This window comes from Variovorax sp. GW821-FHT09B01, assembly GCF_059418345.1.
Map to the genome: position 1 here is coordinate 38,691 of NZ_JBWKPQ010000017.1, position 15,094 is coordinate 53,784.

At 71.4% G+C, this 15,094-nt stretch carries 14 protein-coding genes; 7 read left to right on the top strand and 7 right to left on the bottom strand.

Annotated features, from left to right (window positions below):
• Window positions 1-8 precede the first annotated feature (8 nt).
• The 3 genes from AC07RV_RS32715 to argH all read right to left on the bottom strand — a co-directional run bounded on the left by AC07RV_RS32715 (window position 9) and on the right by argH (window position 4,418).
• On the bottom strand, window positions 9-1,244 hold the full coding sequence (locus AC07RV_RS32715) for an efflux RND transporter periplasmic adaptor subunit (RefSeq protein WP_296780014.1): 1,236 nt from the start codon (window positions 1,242-1,244) through the stop codon (window positions 9-11).
• 240 nt (window positions 1,245-1,484) lie between these two features.
• A complete protein-coding gene (locus AC07RV_RS32720; protein ID WP_296780017.1) occupies window positions 1,485-2,978 on the bottom strand; it encodes a rhomboid family protein in 1,494 nt (497 codons plus the stop codon).
• 42 nt (window positions 2,979-3,020) lie between these two features.
• Window positions 3,021-4,418, bottom strand: coding sequence for an argininosuccinate lyase (gene argH, locus AC07RV_RS32725; RefSeq protein WP_296780020.1), 1,398 nt, complete (start codon window positions 4,416-4,418; stop codon window positions 3,021-3,023).
• A gap of 50 nt (window positions 4,419-4,468) precedes the next feature.
• Here argH and AC07RV_RS32730 point away from each other — a divergent pair, with 50 nt between their 5' ends.
• The 3 genes from AC07RV_RS32730 to AC07RV_RS32740 are packed head-to-tail and all read left to right on the top strand — an operon-like array spanning window position 4,469 to window position 7,576.
• Window positions 4,469-5,533 carry a sensor histidine kinase gene (locus AC07RV_RS32730; protein ID WP_296780023.1) on the top strand — a complete coding sequence of 355 codons (1,065 nt, stop codon included), beginning with the start codon at window positions 4,469-4,471 and terminating at the stop codon, window positions 5,531-5,533.
• Between the two features lie 28 nt (window positions 5,534-5,561).
• Window positions 5,562-6,302: a LytR/AlgR family response regulator transcription factor gene (locus tag AC07RV_RS32735; RefSeq protein WP_057592325.1), complete on the top strand. Its 741-nt coding sequence runs from the start codon at window positions 5,562-5,564 to the stop codon at window positions 6,300-6,302.
• Window positions 6,299-7,576 (top strand): AI-2E family transporter, encoded by a 1,278-nt coding sequence (locus AC07RV_RS32740; RefSeq protein WP_296780025.1) that lies wholly within the window; start codon window positions 6,299-6,301, stop codon window positions 7,574-7,576. The genes AC07RV_RS32735 and AC07RV_RS32740 overlap by 4 nt, the downstream gene beginning before the upstream one ends.
• A 6-nt stretch (window positions 7,577-7,582) precedes the next feature.
• On the opposite strand, the gene AC07RV_RS32745 is transcribed toward AC07RV_RS32740, so the two are convergent.
• Window positions 7,583-8,074 carry a winged helix-turn-helix transcriptional regulator gene (locus AC07RV_RS32745; protein WP_296780028.1) on the bottom strand — a complete coding sequence of 164 codons (492 nt, stop codon included), beginning with the start codon at window positions 8,072-8,074 and terminating at the stop codon, window positions 7,583-7,585.
• A 210-nt stretch (window positions 8,075-8,284) separates the two neighbouring features.
• On the opposite strand from AC07RV_RS32745, the gene AC07RV_RS32750 reads away from it, so the two are divergent.
• The 3 genes from AC07RV_RS32750 to AC07RV_RS32760 are packed head-to-tail and all read left to right on the top strand — an operon-like array spanning window position 8,285 to window position 10,966.
• A complete protein-coding gene (locus AC07RV_RS32750; RefSeq protein ID WP_296780031.1) occupies window positions 8,285-9,238 on the top strand; it encodes a nitrilase family protein in 954 nt (317 codons plus the stop codon).
• Entirely contained in the window at window positions 9,235-10,572 is a 1,338-nt protein-coding gene (locus tag AC07RV_RS32755) for an amidase (RefSeq protein ID WP_296780033.1), read from the top strand. Before AC07RV_RS32750 ends, AC07RV_RS32755 begins: the two co-directional genes overlap by 4 nt.
• 1 nt (window position 10,573) lies before the next feature.
• A complete protein-coding gene (locus AC07RV_RS32760; protein WP_296780036.1) occupies window positions 10,574-10,966 on the top strand; it encodes a tautomerase in 393 nt (130 codons plus the stop codon).
• A 6-nt stretch (window positions 10,967-10,972) separates the two neighbouring features.
• On the opposite strand, the gene AC07RV_RS32765 is transcribed toward AC07RV_RS32760, so the two are convergent.
• Window positions 10,973-12,217 (bottom strand): MFS transporter, encoded by a 1,245-nt coding sequence (locus tag AC07RV_RS32765; protein ID WP_296780039.1) that lies wholly within the window; start codon window positions 12,215-12,217, stop codon window positions 10,973-10,975.
• Complete coding sequence (locus AC07RV_RS32770; RefSeq protein ID WP_296780041.1) at window positions 12,217-12,747, bottom strand: GNAT family N-acetyltransferase; 531 nt, start codon at window positions 12,745-12,747, stop codon at window positions 12,217-12,219. The genes AC07RV_RS32765 and AC07RV_RS32770 overlap by 1 nt, the downstream gene beginning before the upstream one ends.
• 48 nt (window positions 12,748-12,795) lie before the next feature.
• Here AC07RV_RS32770 and AC07RV_RS32775 point away from each other — a divergent pair, with 48 nt between their 5' ends.
• Complete coding sequence (locus tag AC07RV_RS32775) at window positions 12,796-13,761, top strand: LysR family transcriptional regulator (protein WP_296780044.1); 966 nt, start codon at window positions 12,796-12,798, stop codon at window positions 13,759-13,761.
• Window positions 13,762-13,776: 15 nt separating this feature from the next.
• Here AC07RV_RS32775 and AC07RV_RS32780 read toward each other — a convergent pair whose 3' ends face one another.
• Complete coding sequence (locus AC07RV_RS32780) at window positions 13,777-15,000, bottom strand: MFS transporter (RefSeq protein WP_296780047.1); 1,224 nt, start codon at window positions 14,998-15,000, stop codon at window positions 13,777-13,779.
• Window positions 15,001-15,094 lie beyond the last annotated feature (94 nt).

Here is a 15,094-nt window from a genome sequence, read left to right on the forward strand (position 1 = left end):
GCCCGACCTCAGCGCGCCACGGGATCGGTGGCGGCATCGGCCGCGTCGGGCGCGACGGCGGCCACCGGGCCGGCCGCGGCGCGCGCGCCGAGGTCGACCACCTTGACCTTGTCGCCGACCTTCACGCGCTGCGAGCCCTCGGTCATCACGCGGTCGCCCGGGGCGAGGCCGTCGAGCACCTGCCAGCGCGTGCCGATCGCGCGGCCGACCTGGATCGGGCGCTTCGCGACCTTGTTCTCGGCATCGATCACCAGCGCCGAGGCGCTGCCGTCGGGCGCGCGCGTCACGGCCTGCTGCGGCACCAGCAGCGCGGCGGCGTTCACGCCCTCCTGCAGCACGGCGCGCACGTACATGCCCGGCATCAGCAGCCGGTCGGGGTTGGGCACCACCGCGCGCAGGGTCACGCTGCCGGTGCCGGCATCGACGGTGACGCCGCTGAAGGTGAGGCGCCCGGGGTGCGGGTACTTGCTGCCGTCCTCGAGCACCAGCTGGATGCGCGCCTCGGCATCGCTGGCGCGCTGCAGCCGGCCGCTGGCGAGCTCGCGCTTGAGCCGCAGCAGCTCGCTGCTCGACTGCGTGACGTGCACGTGGATCGGGTCGAGCTGCTGCACCGTGGTCATCGCGGTGGCCTGGTTGGCCGTGACCAGCGCGCCCGGCGTGACGCTCGAGAGCTCGGCCCAGCCGCTGATCGGCGAGGTGATGCGGGTGTAGCCGAGCTGGATGCGCGCGGTCTGCTCGGCCGCGCGCGCCACGCCGAGGTCGGCCTCGGCCTGCTGCTCGGCGGCCTGCGTCTCGTCAAAGACCTGGCGGCTGATGGCATCGATCTTCACCAGCTCGGCATTGCGGCGCGCCACGGTGCGCGAGGTGGCGAGCGCCGACTCGGCCTTGCGCACGCTGGCCTGCGCGCTGGCATGGGCCGCCTGCAGCGAGGCCGGGTCGAGCTGGTAGAGCACCTGGCCGGCCTTGACCTGCGAGCCTTCGGTGAACAGCCGTTCCTTGAGGATGCCGCCGACCTGCGGCCGGATCTCGGCGATGACCGGGGCCGCGGTGCGGCCCGGCAGTTCGGTGCTCAGCGCCAGCGTCTCGTGCTTGAGCGTGACGGTGCCGACTTCCCGTTCCGGCGCGGCGGCCCCTGCCTTGGGCGTGGCGGCCTCGTTGCGCGAGCAGCCGGCGAGCGTGATGGCGGCGGCCAGCGCGAGGGCGGTCATGAGCAGCGGGAAGGGACGGCGTGTGTGAGCGGGCATGGGCAGGGGGAAGTGACGAGGGCCCCAAATGGAGCGAACGGGCGCTCCCGAGTTCAATGCAGGAGGAGACCCGGAGCGAGCTTTACAGAGAGAAAGCCCTGCAAGTGCGATGCCAACCATGACAAAGTCGTGTGACAGCCGCTTGGCTGGAATGCAAAGTTAAGTATCGCTAGCGTTTGCCGAGCAAGTCCTTGCGAACTGTGTGGGTCTCCGACCGGCGGCCGGAAACCGCGGAACGGCTCAGGCGCGCTGCAGCGCGCGCGTGACCATATCGTCGGGCGCGAGCCGCAGCAGGTGCGGCAGCAGGCCCACCGCCTTGTCGCGCTCGCCCGCGTGCAGCAGCCCGTTGGCGCACACCGACAGCGTGTCGGCCAGCTCGGGATGGTCGGGCGCGGTCTTCAAGAGGATGGTGCAGAGCCGGCGCGCGTCCTCGAACTGGCGGATGCGCACGAAGCGGCGCGCCAGCCGTGCCATGTCGTCGGGCTTGAGGCGCACGCCGGGCTTCGCCTGGTCGAGGTAGGTGGTGAAGCTCGCGTGCTGCAGCGCCAGCGTGTCGGGGTCGGTGGCGCTCAGGCGGAAGATGCGCCGCGCCGCGGCATGGAAGTCGTCGCCGGCCGGTTGCAGCCGCGCGGTGTTGAACCAGGCGCGCAGGGTGTCGGCGTCGTTCGGGCGCAGCGCCGCGGCGGCGCGCCACTCGCTGCTGGCCGACTCGAACTTCATCGCCGCGCCCAGCCGCCGCGCGTTGGCGACGCGGCGCTGGAATTCGCCATCGCCGCCATCGTGGTCGCGCGCGCTCGCGCGCTCGGCCGCCAGCGTCTCGGGCGTCTTCACGCGCCCGAGTGCCAGCGCGAGCGTCATCAGCACCGCACCGCTCAACAGCCCGCCCAGGTGCGCCATGTAGGCGATGCCCTGGCCGCCCACCAGGTGCTGCAGCAGCTCGTTGGCGATCCAGGCCGGCAGCAGCAGCAGGGCCGGTGCCGTGACGTAGTTGAAGTAGAAGAACAGCTGGTAGAAGAAGCGGATGCGCCGCAGCCGGTACATCACGGCATACATGCCCATCAGCGCCGACACCGCGCCCGAGGCGCCGAGGCCGTAGCTGCCCTTGCCCGCATAGGCCCAGTCGGCCAGCGCCGAGGCGCCGACGGCGCCCAGGAGGTAGAAGCTCAGGAAGGTGGTGCGCCCGAGTGCCAGTTCGACCGAGAAGCCGAACAGGAACAGGAACAGCATGTTGCCCAGCAGGTGGCCGGTGCTGCCGTGCAGGAAGGCGGCCGTGATCCAGGTCCAGGGCTTGAACTCGGCGTCCTTCGCGTAGTCCTGCGCCCAGCGCTCGGTGAAGGGCGCGGGCCACTGGGCATCGAACTGCTGGCGCTCGCGCTTCCATTCGTCGAAGCGCGGATGCGCGGGCGTGATCACCTCGTCGGCGCGCAGCTGGCGCAGGAACACGCGCTCGTGCTGCAGGCCCTCGAGCAGCTCGTCGGTGCGCTTGAGCTTGAGCAACTGCCGCGCGGCCTCGGCGCGCGGCGACTGCGTGCGCTCCAGCCAGTCGACGAAGGCCGGCAGCTCGAGCGCCGGCAGCGCGCTCTTCGCGTAGTAGCGCGCGGCGCGTTCCTGCGCGTTCTCCTCGCTGCGCTGCGGGCCCCAGAACACCAGCATGTTCACGAGGATCAGCAGCACCGTCATCCACGGCGGGTTGCGCCAGCTCGGGCGGTTCTCGAGCGGGATGGCGTAGAACATGGCGGGCCCTGCGGGTCGCTGCGCTGCCGAGGGCCGGCGCGATCAGCCGAGGCGGGCGCGGTGGCGCGCGATCTGCGCCTTGACCTGCGCGGGCGCCGTGCCGCCGAGGATGTTGCGTGCGTTGAGCGAGCCGCGCAGGCTCAGCACGTCGTACACGTCCTTCTCGATCTTCGGGTTGAACTGCTGCAGCACCGCCAGCGGCAGTTCGGCCAGATCGACCTTGTGCGAGGTCGCGGCCTTGACCGCGTGGGCCACGATCTCGTGCGCGTCGCGGAACGGCAGGCCCTTCTTCACCAGGTAGTCGGCCAGGTCGGTGGCGGTGGCGTAGCCGCGCAGCGCGGCCAGTTCCATCGCCTCGGGCTTGACCGTGATGCCGCCGATCATCTCGGCGAAGATGCGCAGCGTGTCCTTGAGCGTGTCGACGGTGTCGAACAGCGGCTCCTTGTCTTCCTGGTTGTCCTTGTTGTAGGCCAGCGGCTGGCCCTTCATCAGCGTGATCAGCGCCATCAGGTGGCCGACCACGCGGCCGGTCTTGCCGCGCGCCAGCTCGGGCACGTCGGGGTTCTTCTTCTGCGGCATGATCGACGAGCCCGTGGTGAAGCGGTCGGCGATCTGGATGAAGGCGAAGTTCTGGCTCATCCAGAGGATCAGCTCCTCGCTCATGCGGCTGATGTGCACCATGCACAGGCTGGCGGCGGCGCTGAACTCGATCGCGAAGTCGCGGTCGCTCACGGCGTCCAGGCTGTTCTGGCACACGCCTTCCATGTTCAGCGTCTTGGCGACCAGCTCGCGGTCGAGCGGGTAGCTGGTGCCGGCCAGCGCGGCGGCGCCCAGCGGCAGGCGGTTGACGCGGCGGCGCACGTCGGCCAGGCGCTCGGCGTCGCGGCTGAACATCTCGACGTAGGCCAGCATGTGGTGGCCGAAGCTCACGGGCTGCGCCACCTGCAGGTGGGTGAAGCCCGGCAGGATCACCTCGACGTTCTTCTCGGCGATGTCGACCAGCGACTTCTGCAAGGTGACCAGCAGCTCGGCGATCAGGTCGATCTCGCCGCGCAGCCACAGGCGCACGTCGGTCGCGACCTGGTCGTTGCGGCTGCGGCCGGTGTGCAGCCGCTTGCCGGCGTCGCCCACGAGCTGGGTCAGGCGGGCCTCGATGTTCAGGTGCACGTCTTCGAGGTCGAGCTTCCACTCGAAGGCGCCGGATTCGATCTCGGCGCGGATCTGCGCCATCCCACGCTCGATCTCGGCGTGGTCCTGCATGCTGATGATCCCCTGCGCGGCCAGCATGCCGGCATGGGCGAGCGAGCCTTCGATGTCGGCCTGCCACAGGCGCTTGTCGAAGAAGACGCTGGCGGTGTAGCGCTTCACGAGGTCGCTCATGGGTTCCGAGAACAGGGCGGACCAGGCTTCGGATTTCTTGTCGAGTTGGTTTTGGGTCATGGGAGCCGTTCGGGAGGCAATAATGGGCTGGTTACCCAATGTATCTGCGAATGCGCAAGCCGGCGATTTTATCGGCCACCCTACCCGCCGCGTCCTCCGACCGCGCCCGCCCGCCCGCGCGCGCGCAGGCCGTGCTGTTCGACGCCTGCCAGATCGGCGTGGTGCTGCGCACCGTGGTCTTCGTCGAGGCGGTGGTGGGCGTGGCCGCGATGTTCGTCTCGGGCTCGCCCGGCGAGTGGCTGGTGCAGGCCGCCACCGTCACGGGCGGCGCCTTGCCGGCCACCCTGCTGTGGCTGGTCGCGGCCTGCGGGCTCAAGAAGCCGCTGCAGCGGCTGCCGGTGCCGTGGCAGTACGCGGTGGGCGCGCTGCTGGGCGCCATCTCGGCGCTCTATGGCTGCGGGCTGCTGCGGCTCACGGGCGTGCTGGTCAGCGCGCCCTGGTTCGCGAGTGCCCTGGCCGGTGCCTTCTTCGCCGGCATGGTGATGGCGGCGATGGTGCTGCGCGCACGCGGCCAGACGCCGGCCGCCACCACCGCGCGGCTCGAGGAGCTGCAGTCGCGGATCCGGCCGCACTTCCTGTTCAACACGCTCAACAGCGCCATCGCGCTGGTGCGCGAGGAGCCCGCCAAGGCCGAGACCATGCTGGAGGACCTGAGCGAGCTGTTCCGCCAGGCGCTGGCCGATCCCGGCGAATCGGGCACCCTGGCCGACGAGATCGCGCTGGCCGAGCGCTACCTCGCGATCGAGCAGGTGCGCTTCGGCGAGCGGCTGCGCATCCGCTGGGACCTCGATGCCGCGGCCAGCGATGCGCGGCTGCCGCCGCTCTTGCTGCAGCCCTTGGTCGAGAATGCGATCAAGCACGGCGTGGAGCCGAGCCCGGACGGTGCCAAGCTGCGCATCCGCACCGAGCGGCGCGGCTCGATGGTGGTGATCGAGGTCGTCAACAGCCTGCCGCCGCTGCGCTGGGCCGACGAACCGCTGCCGCGCGGCCACGGCATCGCGCTGGCGAACGTGAGGGACCGGCTGCGGCTGCTGCACGACATGCGCATGCAGTTCAGCGCCGGCATGGATCAGAAGAGCTACCGGGTGCGCATCGCGATACCCGCCGAATCATGAACGCATGCCATTGCGTGGGGGGACATGAATGAGCCTGAGGACATTGATCGTCGACGATGAAGCGCTGGCCCGCTCGCGGCTGCGCACCCTGCTGCGCGACTGCAGCGCGCCCGCGGCCGAAGTGGTGGCCGAGGCCGCGCAGGGCGCCGAGGCGCAGGCGCAGCTGGCCTCGATGAAGCTCGACGTGGTGCTGCTCGACGTGCACATGCCCGGCATCGACGGCATCGAGGTGGCGCGCGCGCTGCGCGAGCGTGCCGACGCGCCGGCCGTGGTGTTCGTGACCGCCCATGCGGCGCATGCGGTCACCGCCTTCGAGCTCGACGCGGTCGACTACCTCACCAAGCCCGTGCGCGCCGAGCGGCTGCAGCAGGCGCTGCAGAAGGCCGAGCGCTACCTCAAGGAGCGCGCCAGCGACAAGGTGGCGCAGGAGAGCGTGCTGATCCAGGACCGCGGCCGCGCCGAGCGCGTGCCGCTGGCGGAGATCGTCTACCTGAAGTCCGAGTACAAGTACCTCACGGTGCGCACGGCCGCGCGCAGCCACATCCTCGACGGCTCGCTCAACGATTTCGAGGAGCGCTATCCCCAGCGCTTCCTGCGCGTGCACCGCAATGCGCTGGTGGCGCGCAGCGCGATCCGCGCGCTCGAGCGCTACGACGACGGCGAGGACGCCGAGGGCTGGGCGCTGCGCCTGTCGACCGTGCCCGAGCTGGTCGCGGTGTCGCGCCGGCAGCTGGCGGCGGTGCGCGAGGTCATCAAGGACGCACGATGAACGACAAGGCGCGCGAGGACGACGCACCGCGGCCGCCGCCCGCGCAGGAGGAGGTGCCCGCGCCCGAGCTGGCCCCGGTGCCCGAGGAACCGGTGACGGCCGCCGCCGTGCCCGCGCCCGCGCTGCGCCCGGAGCCGCCGCCCGCGCCGAAGTCCGAGGCCGACGCCGAGCGCGACCTGCCGGTGCTGCGCGTGCCGGTCGACGTGCGCAGCTTCTCGCTGGTGGTGCTCGCGGTGCTGGCCAGCGTGTTTGCGCTGCAGTGGGCCCAGTCGGTGTTCATCCCGCTGATGCTGAGCCTGCTGCTGAGCTATGCGCTGTCGCCGCTGGTCGACCGGCTCGAGCGCTGGTGGCTGCCGCGCTGGATCGGTGCCGCCGTCATCCTGCTCGGCCTGTGCGGCGCCATCGGCTGGACCGGCTATTCGCTCTCGGGCAGCGCCTCGTCCCTGCTCGATTCGCTGCCGGCCGCGGCGCAGAAGCTGCGCCAGGCCACGCGCACCGACAAGAGCACCGGCGGCACGCTCGACAGCGTGCAGCAGGCCGCCTCGCAGCTCGAACGCGCGGCCGAGGAGAACTCGCGCGCACTGGCACGCCGCGGCGTCGCGCGCGTGGTGATCGAGCGGCCGCCGTTCAACGTGCGCGACTACCTGTGGACCGGCACCGTCGGCCTGCTCGGCGCGGCCGGGCAGCTCACGCTGGTGGCCTTCCTCACCTATTTCGCGCTGTGTTCGGGCTCCACCTTCCGGCGCAAGCTGATCAAGATCTCGGGCTCCAGCCTCGAGAAGAAGAAGATCACCGTGCACGTGCTCGACGACATCACGCGCAACATCGAGCGCTACCTGCTGGTGCAGATCTTCACCAGCGTGCTCGTGGGCGTGGCCACCGGCCTGGCCTTCTGGGCCCTCGGGCTGCAGAACGCGGCCGTCTGGGGCATCGTGGCCGGGGTCACCAACCTCATTCCCTACATCGGCTCGGTGATCGTGCTCTCGGCCGCGGGCCTGGTGGCCTTCCTGCAGTTCAATACCCTCGAGATGGGCATCCTGGTGGCCGGCACCTCGCTGCTGATCCACACCCTGGTCGGCAACCTGCTGATGCCCTGGCTCACCAGCCGCACCAGCCGCATGAACCCGGTCGCGGTGTTCGTCGGCGTGATCTTCTGGGGCTGGCTCTGGGGCGTCTGGGGGCTGCTGCTCGGCATCCCCATCACCATGGTGATCAAGGCCATCTGCGACCGGGTCGAGGACCTGCAGCCGATCGGCGAATTGCTGGGCGAGTAGGGCGGCTCAGCCCGCCGACTTGAAGGCCGGCCGGCCGCCCGGCGCCGGCTTCTCGGGCAGCTTCTTCACGAAGGTCGCCGCCGGCGCCAGCGGCTTGCCGTCGTGCGTGCGCAGATCGATGCGCTTCACCGGCTTGCCGCTCTCGCGCTCGACCAGCACCGAGTGCAGCTCGCCCTTGGCATAGAGGTGCTGCTCGCCCCAGTGGCGCAGCCCCACCACGACCGGGAAAAGCCCCTCGCCCCTGGGCGTCAGCAGGTACTCCTGGTAGAGCGAGCCGTCGGAGGCCGGCGCCTGGCTCAGCACGCCCTCGTTCACCAGGTTCTTCAGGCGGTCCGCGAGGATGTTCTTCGCCACGCCCAGGCTCTGCTGGAACTCGCCGAAGCGCTTCATGCCGTCGAAGGCGTCGCGCACGATCAGCAGCGACCAGCGGTCGCCGAGGATGTCGAGCGTGCGCGCCATGGGACAGGCGTCTTCCTTGAGGCTTTTGCGGCGGGCCATGGCGATGCGTTGCGGGTGGATGTGGTTGCAGGATTAAACCATTTCGGCGCTGCTCGTATGGGCGCTGCCGCAAGACCTTGCGGCGCGGCGGGGCTGTTTGGTCCATCAGGTTGCAAATAAAAACCGATCTGCCTACGATCAATAAGGTTTCAAATAAAAACCAGATAGCCGATTCGATCCCTCCCTTTGCCATCGCGCAGAAAGCCCTCCATGACCGCTTCATCCGATACGCACCCGTTCCCCGCCGCCGAGATCGTCCGCGGCGCCGATGCCGTTCCCGGCCTGCGCGCCAGCCCCGTGCGCGTGGCCGTGGTCCAGTTCGATCCGCAGGTGGGCGTGGAGAACCTCGCGCGCAACAGCGCGGCGATCTACCAGCGGCTCGATGCCGCGGTCGCCAACGGCGCGCAGCTCGTGGTGCTGCCCGAGCTCGCGACCACCGGCTACTGCTTCAGCGGCCGCGCCGAGGCCTATGCCCATGCCGAGCCCGTGCCCGGCGGGGCCGCGGTGCAGGGCTGGGTGTCGTATGCGGCCAAGCACGGCATCTACATCGTCGGCTGCCTGGTCGAGCAGGACGGGCTGCAGCTGTTCGACACCGCGGTGCTGGTCGGGCCCGAGGGCTACATCGGTCGCTACCGCAAGACCCACCTGTGGAACAACGAGAAGCTGTGGTTCACGCCCGGCGACGAGGGCTATCCGGTGTTCGAGACGAAGATCGGCCGCATCGGCCTGCTGGTGTGCTGGGACATCTGGTTCCCCGAGGTGCCGCGCATCCTCGCGCAGCTGGGCGCCGACATCGTCTGCGCGCCCACCAACTGGGTCTGGACGCCGCCGCCGCTGTACGACGCCAGCGGCACCTGCATGGCGGCCTACCTCACGATGACGGCGGCCCATGCCAACGGGATCTTCATCGCGACGGCCGACCGCATCGGCACCGAGCGCGGCGCGGGCTTCATGGGCAACTCGCTGATCGCGGGCACCAACGGCTGGCCGATCGGCCGCATCGCGGGGCCCGACGAGGACACCATCCTCCATGCCGACGTCGACATCGGCGCGGCGCGCTCGGCACCGATCTGGACGCCGCTCAACGACCTGCACCGCGACCGTCGCACCGACCTCTACGATCCGCTGCTCGGCTACGTCGGTGCACGGGCGCTGCCGCGATGAGCGAGACCTTCGGCTTCTTCGCACGGCAGACGATCGCCGCGCTCGCGAACGACCTGCGCGCGGGCCGCCGCACCTCGGCGCAGTTGATCGAGGCCTCGCTGGCCGCGATCGAGTCTCGGAACCCGCGGCTCAATGCCTTCTTGCGCGTGGATGCGCAGGGCGCGCGCGCCGCCGCGCTGCGTGCCGACGACGAGTTGCGGCAAGGCATCGACCGCGGTCCGCTGCACGGCATGCCGGTGGCGATCAAGGACCTGATCGACATCGCGGGCCAGCCCACCACGCAGGGCTCGGCGCTGTACCTCGAGCACGTGGCACGCGACGACGCGGCCTGCGTGCGGCAGTTGCGCGCGGCCGGCGCGGTGCCGGTCGGCAAGACCACGCTGCACGAGTTCGCCTACGGCGCCACCGGCGACCGCTCGGTGCATGGCGCGGCGCGCAATCCGCATGCGCCCGCGCGCATGTCGGGCGGCAGCAGCGGCGGCAGCGCGGTCGCGGTGGCCGCGGGCATGGTGCCGCTGGCGCTCGGCACCGACACCGCGGGGTCGGTGCGCGTGCCGGCGGCGCTGTGCGGCGTGGCGGGCTTCAAGCCGGCCTGGGGCGCAGTCTCGTGCGAGGGCGTGCGGCCGCTGGCCGCGTCGCTCGACCACGTGGGGCTGTTCGCGCGCAACGCCGAGGACGTGGCGTTGGCCTATGGCTGCCTGGCGCCGCTCGATGCGGCCGTGGCGCCCGCGGCGCGCATCGGCTGGATCGTTCCTTCGCTGCTCGCGCGCACCGATCCACGCATCGCGCGCGCCGTGCGCGAACGCCTCGGTGCCGCCGGCCTGCCGGTCGACGAGGTGGACCTGCCCGCGCAGTTGCCGCAGGCGCACGAACTGTTCGAGATCTTCTCCACGCTGCAGGCCAGCGAGGCCTTCGCGGTGCATGCGGAGGACGTGGCGCGCGACGCCGAGGCCATCGATGCCGAGGTGCTGCAGCGCCTGCGCCGCGGCGAGGCGATCCCGGCCTGGCGCTATGTGCGCGCGCTCGCGCAGCGCGAGGCCATGGCGCGCACCGTGGCCGACCTGCTGCGGCGGCACGAGGTGCTGGCGCTGCCGACCGTGCCGATGCTGGCGCCCACCATCGGCGAGAGAACGCCCCGCATCGATGGCGCGGCCGTCGAGGTGCGCGCCGCGCTGCTGTCGCTCACGAGCCCGTGGAACCTGGTCGGGCTGCCCGCGATCAGCGTGCCCGTGGGCCGCGTCGACGGCCTGCCGATCGCGCTGCAACTGGTGGCCGCGGCCGGCAGGGAGGCCGCGCTGTTCCGCCTCGCCGCCACCCTCGAGGGAGTCGCCTGACATGCCCTATCTGCAACTCGACGTGAACGGCCGCCATGCGGCCACGGACAAGCGGCGGCTCGCGCAGCGCCTCTGCGAGACCTATGCCGCGATGATGAGCGTGGACATCCGGCGCATCAGCGTCGCGGTGCGCGAGGCGGGCGAGGGCGGCGTGTGGCGCATGGTCGATGGCGAGCCGGTGGAAGTGTCGGTGCTGATGTGCGACATCCGGCGCGGCCGTTCGGCCGAGCTGCGGCTCGCGGTCGCGAAGGCGCTGTGCCGCGACTGCGCGGAGATCCTGGGGCTGCGCGAGGACCGGCTCAACGTCGAGTTCACCCAGCATGCGGGCGACGAGATGTACCACCCGACACTGGGCGGCTACAGCCCGGAGTGGGCGCAGGGCGAGGGCGACTGAGGGCGCTCAGCGCGGTGGCCTGGCCAGCCGCGCGAAGCGCGCGATCATCAGCGGCCCGAGCAGTGCGCCGAGCCCGACCGTGGTCCATGCGGCGACCCAGCTGTGGGTGCTGCCCACGCCGAAGCGTGCCTGGCCCCAGTCGAGCGCGAGGCCGAACACCCAGGGGCTGATCGCGCCCGCGCCGAAGCCCATCACCGAACGCACCGAATAGGCCACGCCCAGGCGATGCGGTGCCACCACGTCGGCCAGCGCGGTCGAGTAGACCGAGGAATCGGCGATGGCGAACAGGTTGTAGAGCGCGGCGGCCGCCGCCAGCAGCCACAGCGGCCAGCTCCACATCCAGCCGAAGGCGAAGGACATGCACAGGCTCGCGAGGGTGGCGACCATCATCACGCGTGCGCGGCCCCAGCGGTCGGAAGCGGCGCCGCCCGCGATGCTGCCGAACACGCTGACCAGGTGCGCCAGCGCCGCGAGCGCGATGCCCGCGCCCTTCCAGGCCGCCGGCACATCGCCCGACGCGGCCACCAGGTAGGCGGGCAGCCAGGCCCACAGTGCCATCAGCTCCCAGCAATGGAAGGCATAGGCCCAGTTGCCGGCCATCGCGGGCTTGTCGCGCACCGTCTCGGCCAGCGCGCGCAGCGTGCTTTCGCGCGCGGCCTGTGGCGGTGCCGTGGGCAGTTGCATGCGGCGCAGTGCCGGCACGGTGAGCAGCGCGCCCACCGCGGTGCACAGCGCCGCCGCGATCAGGCCGTGGCGCCAGTGCGCGAGGCTCGCGAGCGCGGCCACCACCGCGAGCGAGAGCGCATAGCCGAGCGACGAGGCGCCGAGGAACAGCCCCATCGCGCGGCCGCGCACGGCGGGTTCGGCATTGCGCGCGAGCAGTTGCAGCCCCGGCGTGTACGAGGCACCGGCGCACAGTCCCGCGAGCCCGTACAGCAGCAGCGCCGAGCGATGGCCGCTCGCGAACAGCGCGAAGCCCAGCGCCGCGATCGCGCTGACCGTGCTGCCGAGCAGGAACACGCGGTGCGCGCCGAAGCGGTCCGCGAGCAGGCCCACGGCGAACAGCGAGCTCATGTAGCCCACGTGCCAGGCGCTCTGGATCGAGCCGGCCTGCGCGGCGCTCATCTGCCAGTCGACCATGGTGAAGGGAAGCACGCCGGCATAGGCCGTGACGATCATGGCCTGCAGCAGCCGGCTCGCGCAGAGCATCGCGAGCCAGCCCGGCGCGGGCAGGGATGGCTGTGCCGCCATCAGGCCAGCGCGCGCTGCATCAGCACGGTGTCGACCCAGCGGCCGAACTTGAAGCCCACGTCGCGCAGCACGCCGACCTGTTCGAAACCCAGGCTCTCGTGCAGCCGCGTCGAGCCCGCGTTGCCGCTGTGGCCGACCACAGCGACCATCTGGCGCAGGCCCCGTGCGGCGCAGCGTTCGATCAGCGCCGCGAGCAGCGCCTTGCCGATGCCGCGGCCGTGCTCGCCCTGCGCGACGTAGATCGAGTCCTCGACCGTGTGGCGGTAGGCGGAGCGCGCGCGGTAGGCGCCGGCATAGGCATAGCCGACCACGCGGCCCCCGCGCAGCGCGACCAGGTAGGGCAGGCCCAGGCGCAGCACCTCGAGGCGGCGCGAGAGCATCTGCGCCACGGTCGGCACCTGCTCCTCGAAGGAACAGAGGTCGTGCAGCACGTAGTGGCTGTAGATGGCCTGGATCTGGTCCAGGTGCTGGGGCTCGGCGTCGGCGATCTCGAGCGGGGCGGAAGAGGGAGAAGGGTCGGAAGAAGGCATGGCGCGATCTTGACGCGCGGCTTTCGATAAATGAAGCTTCGATCACCTATGCAAGCCATGAGAAAAACTTTGGACAAGCCGCTGCAGCGCTCGCTCAACCTCGACCAGCTGCGCGCCTTCGGCCTGGTGGTCGAGACCGGCAGCTTCTCGGCCGCGGCCGAGCGCCTGGGCCTGACCCAGCCCGCGGTGAGCCTGCAGGTGCGCCAGCTCGAGCGTCGCCTCGCGGTGCGGCTGGTGGAGCGCGTGGGCCGGCGCGCGCGTGCCACCGCGGCCGGCAGCGAGCTGCTGCGGCATGCGCAGCACATCGATGCGGCGGTCGAGAACGCGATCGAGGCGCTGGCCGACCATGCGAGCGCGGTCGCGGGCCGCGTGCGGCTGGGCACCGGCGCCACCGCCTGCCTGCACCTGCTGCCGCCGCTGCTGCGCGCGCTGCGCGAGCAGTACCCGGCGCTCAGCGTGGTGGTGAGCACCGGCAACACCGACGACTGCGTGCGCAAGGTGGAGGAGAACAGCATCGACCTCGCGCTCGTCACCTTGCCGGCCACCGGGCGTTCGCTCGAGGTGACGCCGGTGCTCGACGACGAGTTCGTGGCAATCGGCCGCGCCGACCTCGCGCCGCTGAAGGCGCGCGTGGGGCCGGCCGACCTGGCATCGCTGCCGCTGGTGCTGTTCGAGCCCGCGGCCAACACGCGCCGGCTGGTCGACCGCTGGTTCGCGGTCGACGGGCTGCAGCCGCAGCCGGTGATGGAGCTCGGCAGCGTCGAGGCGATGAAGGAGATGGTGGCCGCGGGGCTGGGCTACGCCATCGTGCCCGGGATGGCGATGCGCGGGCGCGGTGCCCATCCCGAGTTGAAGATCAGCCGGCTGGTGCCGCCCATGTCGCGCACCCTCGCGATCGTGCTGCGGCGCGACAAGCCGGTGGGCAAGGGGTTGCGCGTGGTGCTCGATGCGATCGCGCGGGCCGGGGCCGAAAGCAAAAGGCCGGGCACGCCACGCGGGCGTCCCGGCCATTGAGGGAGAAGCTGCCGCTCAGGCCGCCACGGCGGCGCTGCGCGCGCGGCCCAGCGTGACCACGATCAGCGCCGCGACCAGCACCAGCCCGCCGCTCATCACCATGGTGCTCGAGATGCCCCAGCCGTCGACCACGCGGCCGCCGAGCAGCGCGCCCGAGGCGATCGCCACCTGGAAGCCGCTGACCAGCAGCGCCTGGCCGGCCTCGGGCGCATCGGGCACGGCCTCGAGCATCCAGCCCGTGAGCGCCACCGGGATCAGGCCGAAGGCCACGCCCCAGATCACGACCACCACCGCGCCGGCCACGAGGCCGGTGCCGAGCAGCGTCGACAGGATCAGCGCCGTGGCCAGCAGCAGCGCGGCCAGCAGGGTGGTGCCGCGCACGCTGCGCGCCACCATGCTGCCGCCGAGGAAGGTACCGAAGAAGCCCACGGCGCCGTAGACCAGCAGCAGCGTGGTCACGCCGTTGGGGTCGAGGCCGAAGACCTGCTGCAGCAGCGGCTTGAGGTAGGTGTAGGCGGCGAAGTGGCCGGCGATGAAGAACAGCACCGCGAGCAGCCCGACCTGCGCCATGCGGCGCGTCAGCGGGATCAGCAGGTCGCGCGCGCCGATGGCGCGTGCCGAGGGCAGCGGCGGCAGCAGCCACAGCTGCACCAGCAGCACGGCCCCGGCCAGCGCGCCGGTGGCGGCGAAGGAGGCGCGCCAGCCGAAGGTGGTGCCGAGGAAGGCACCGGCCGGCACGCCGAGCACGGTGGCAGCCGACACGCCGGCCAGCACCAGCGACATCGCGCGCGCCTGCTGGGCCGGCGGCACCAGTTGCGTGGCGGCCGGCGGCGCGAAGGTCCAGAAGCCGCCCACGCACAGGCCGAGGATCAGCCGCGCGATCAGCATGGTGGCGAAGTTGGGCGCGAAGGCCGCGAGCAGGTTCGAGGCGATCAGCGCCACGGTGAGCCCGATCAGCAGGGTGCGGCGGTCGAGCCGGCCCGAGGCCACGATCAGGCCCGGCCCCGCGAAGGCCGCGAGGATGCCGGGCATGGTGATCATCAGGCCCGCGGTGCCGTTCGAGACGTTGAGGGTGCTGGCGATGTCGGTGAGCAGGCCGATCGGCATGAACTCGGTCGAGACCATGGCGAAGGAACCGACCGAGAGCGAGCCGACCGCGAGCCAGGTCGAGCGCGAGGTCTTCGCGGAATCGGGCGGCAGCGCGTCGATGCAGGGGGCGCCGCTGGGAGCGTTCATCATGGGAAGGAAGTCCGGTGGGCATCGGCCGGCACGGCGGTCGATGCTTGTTGCAAAGGGCTTCGCAGTGTGGTCGCCGGGGCGCCCGCGACAAAGG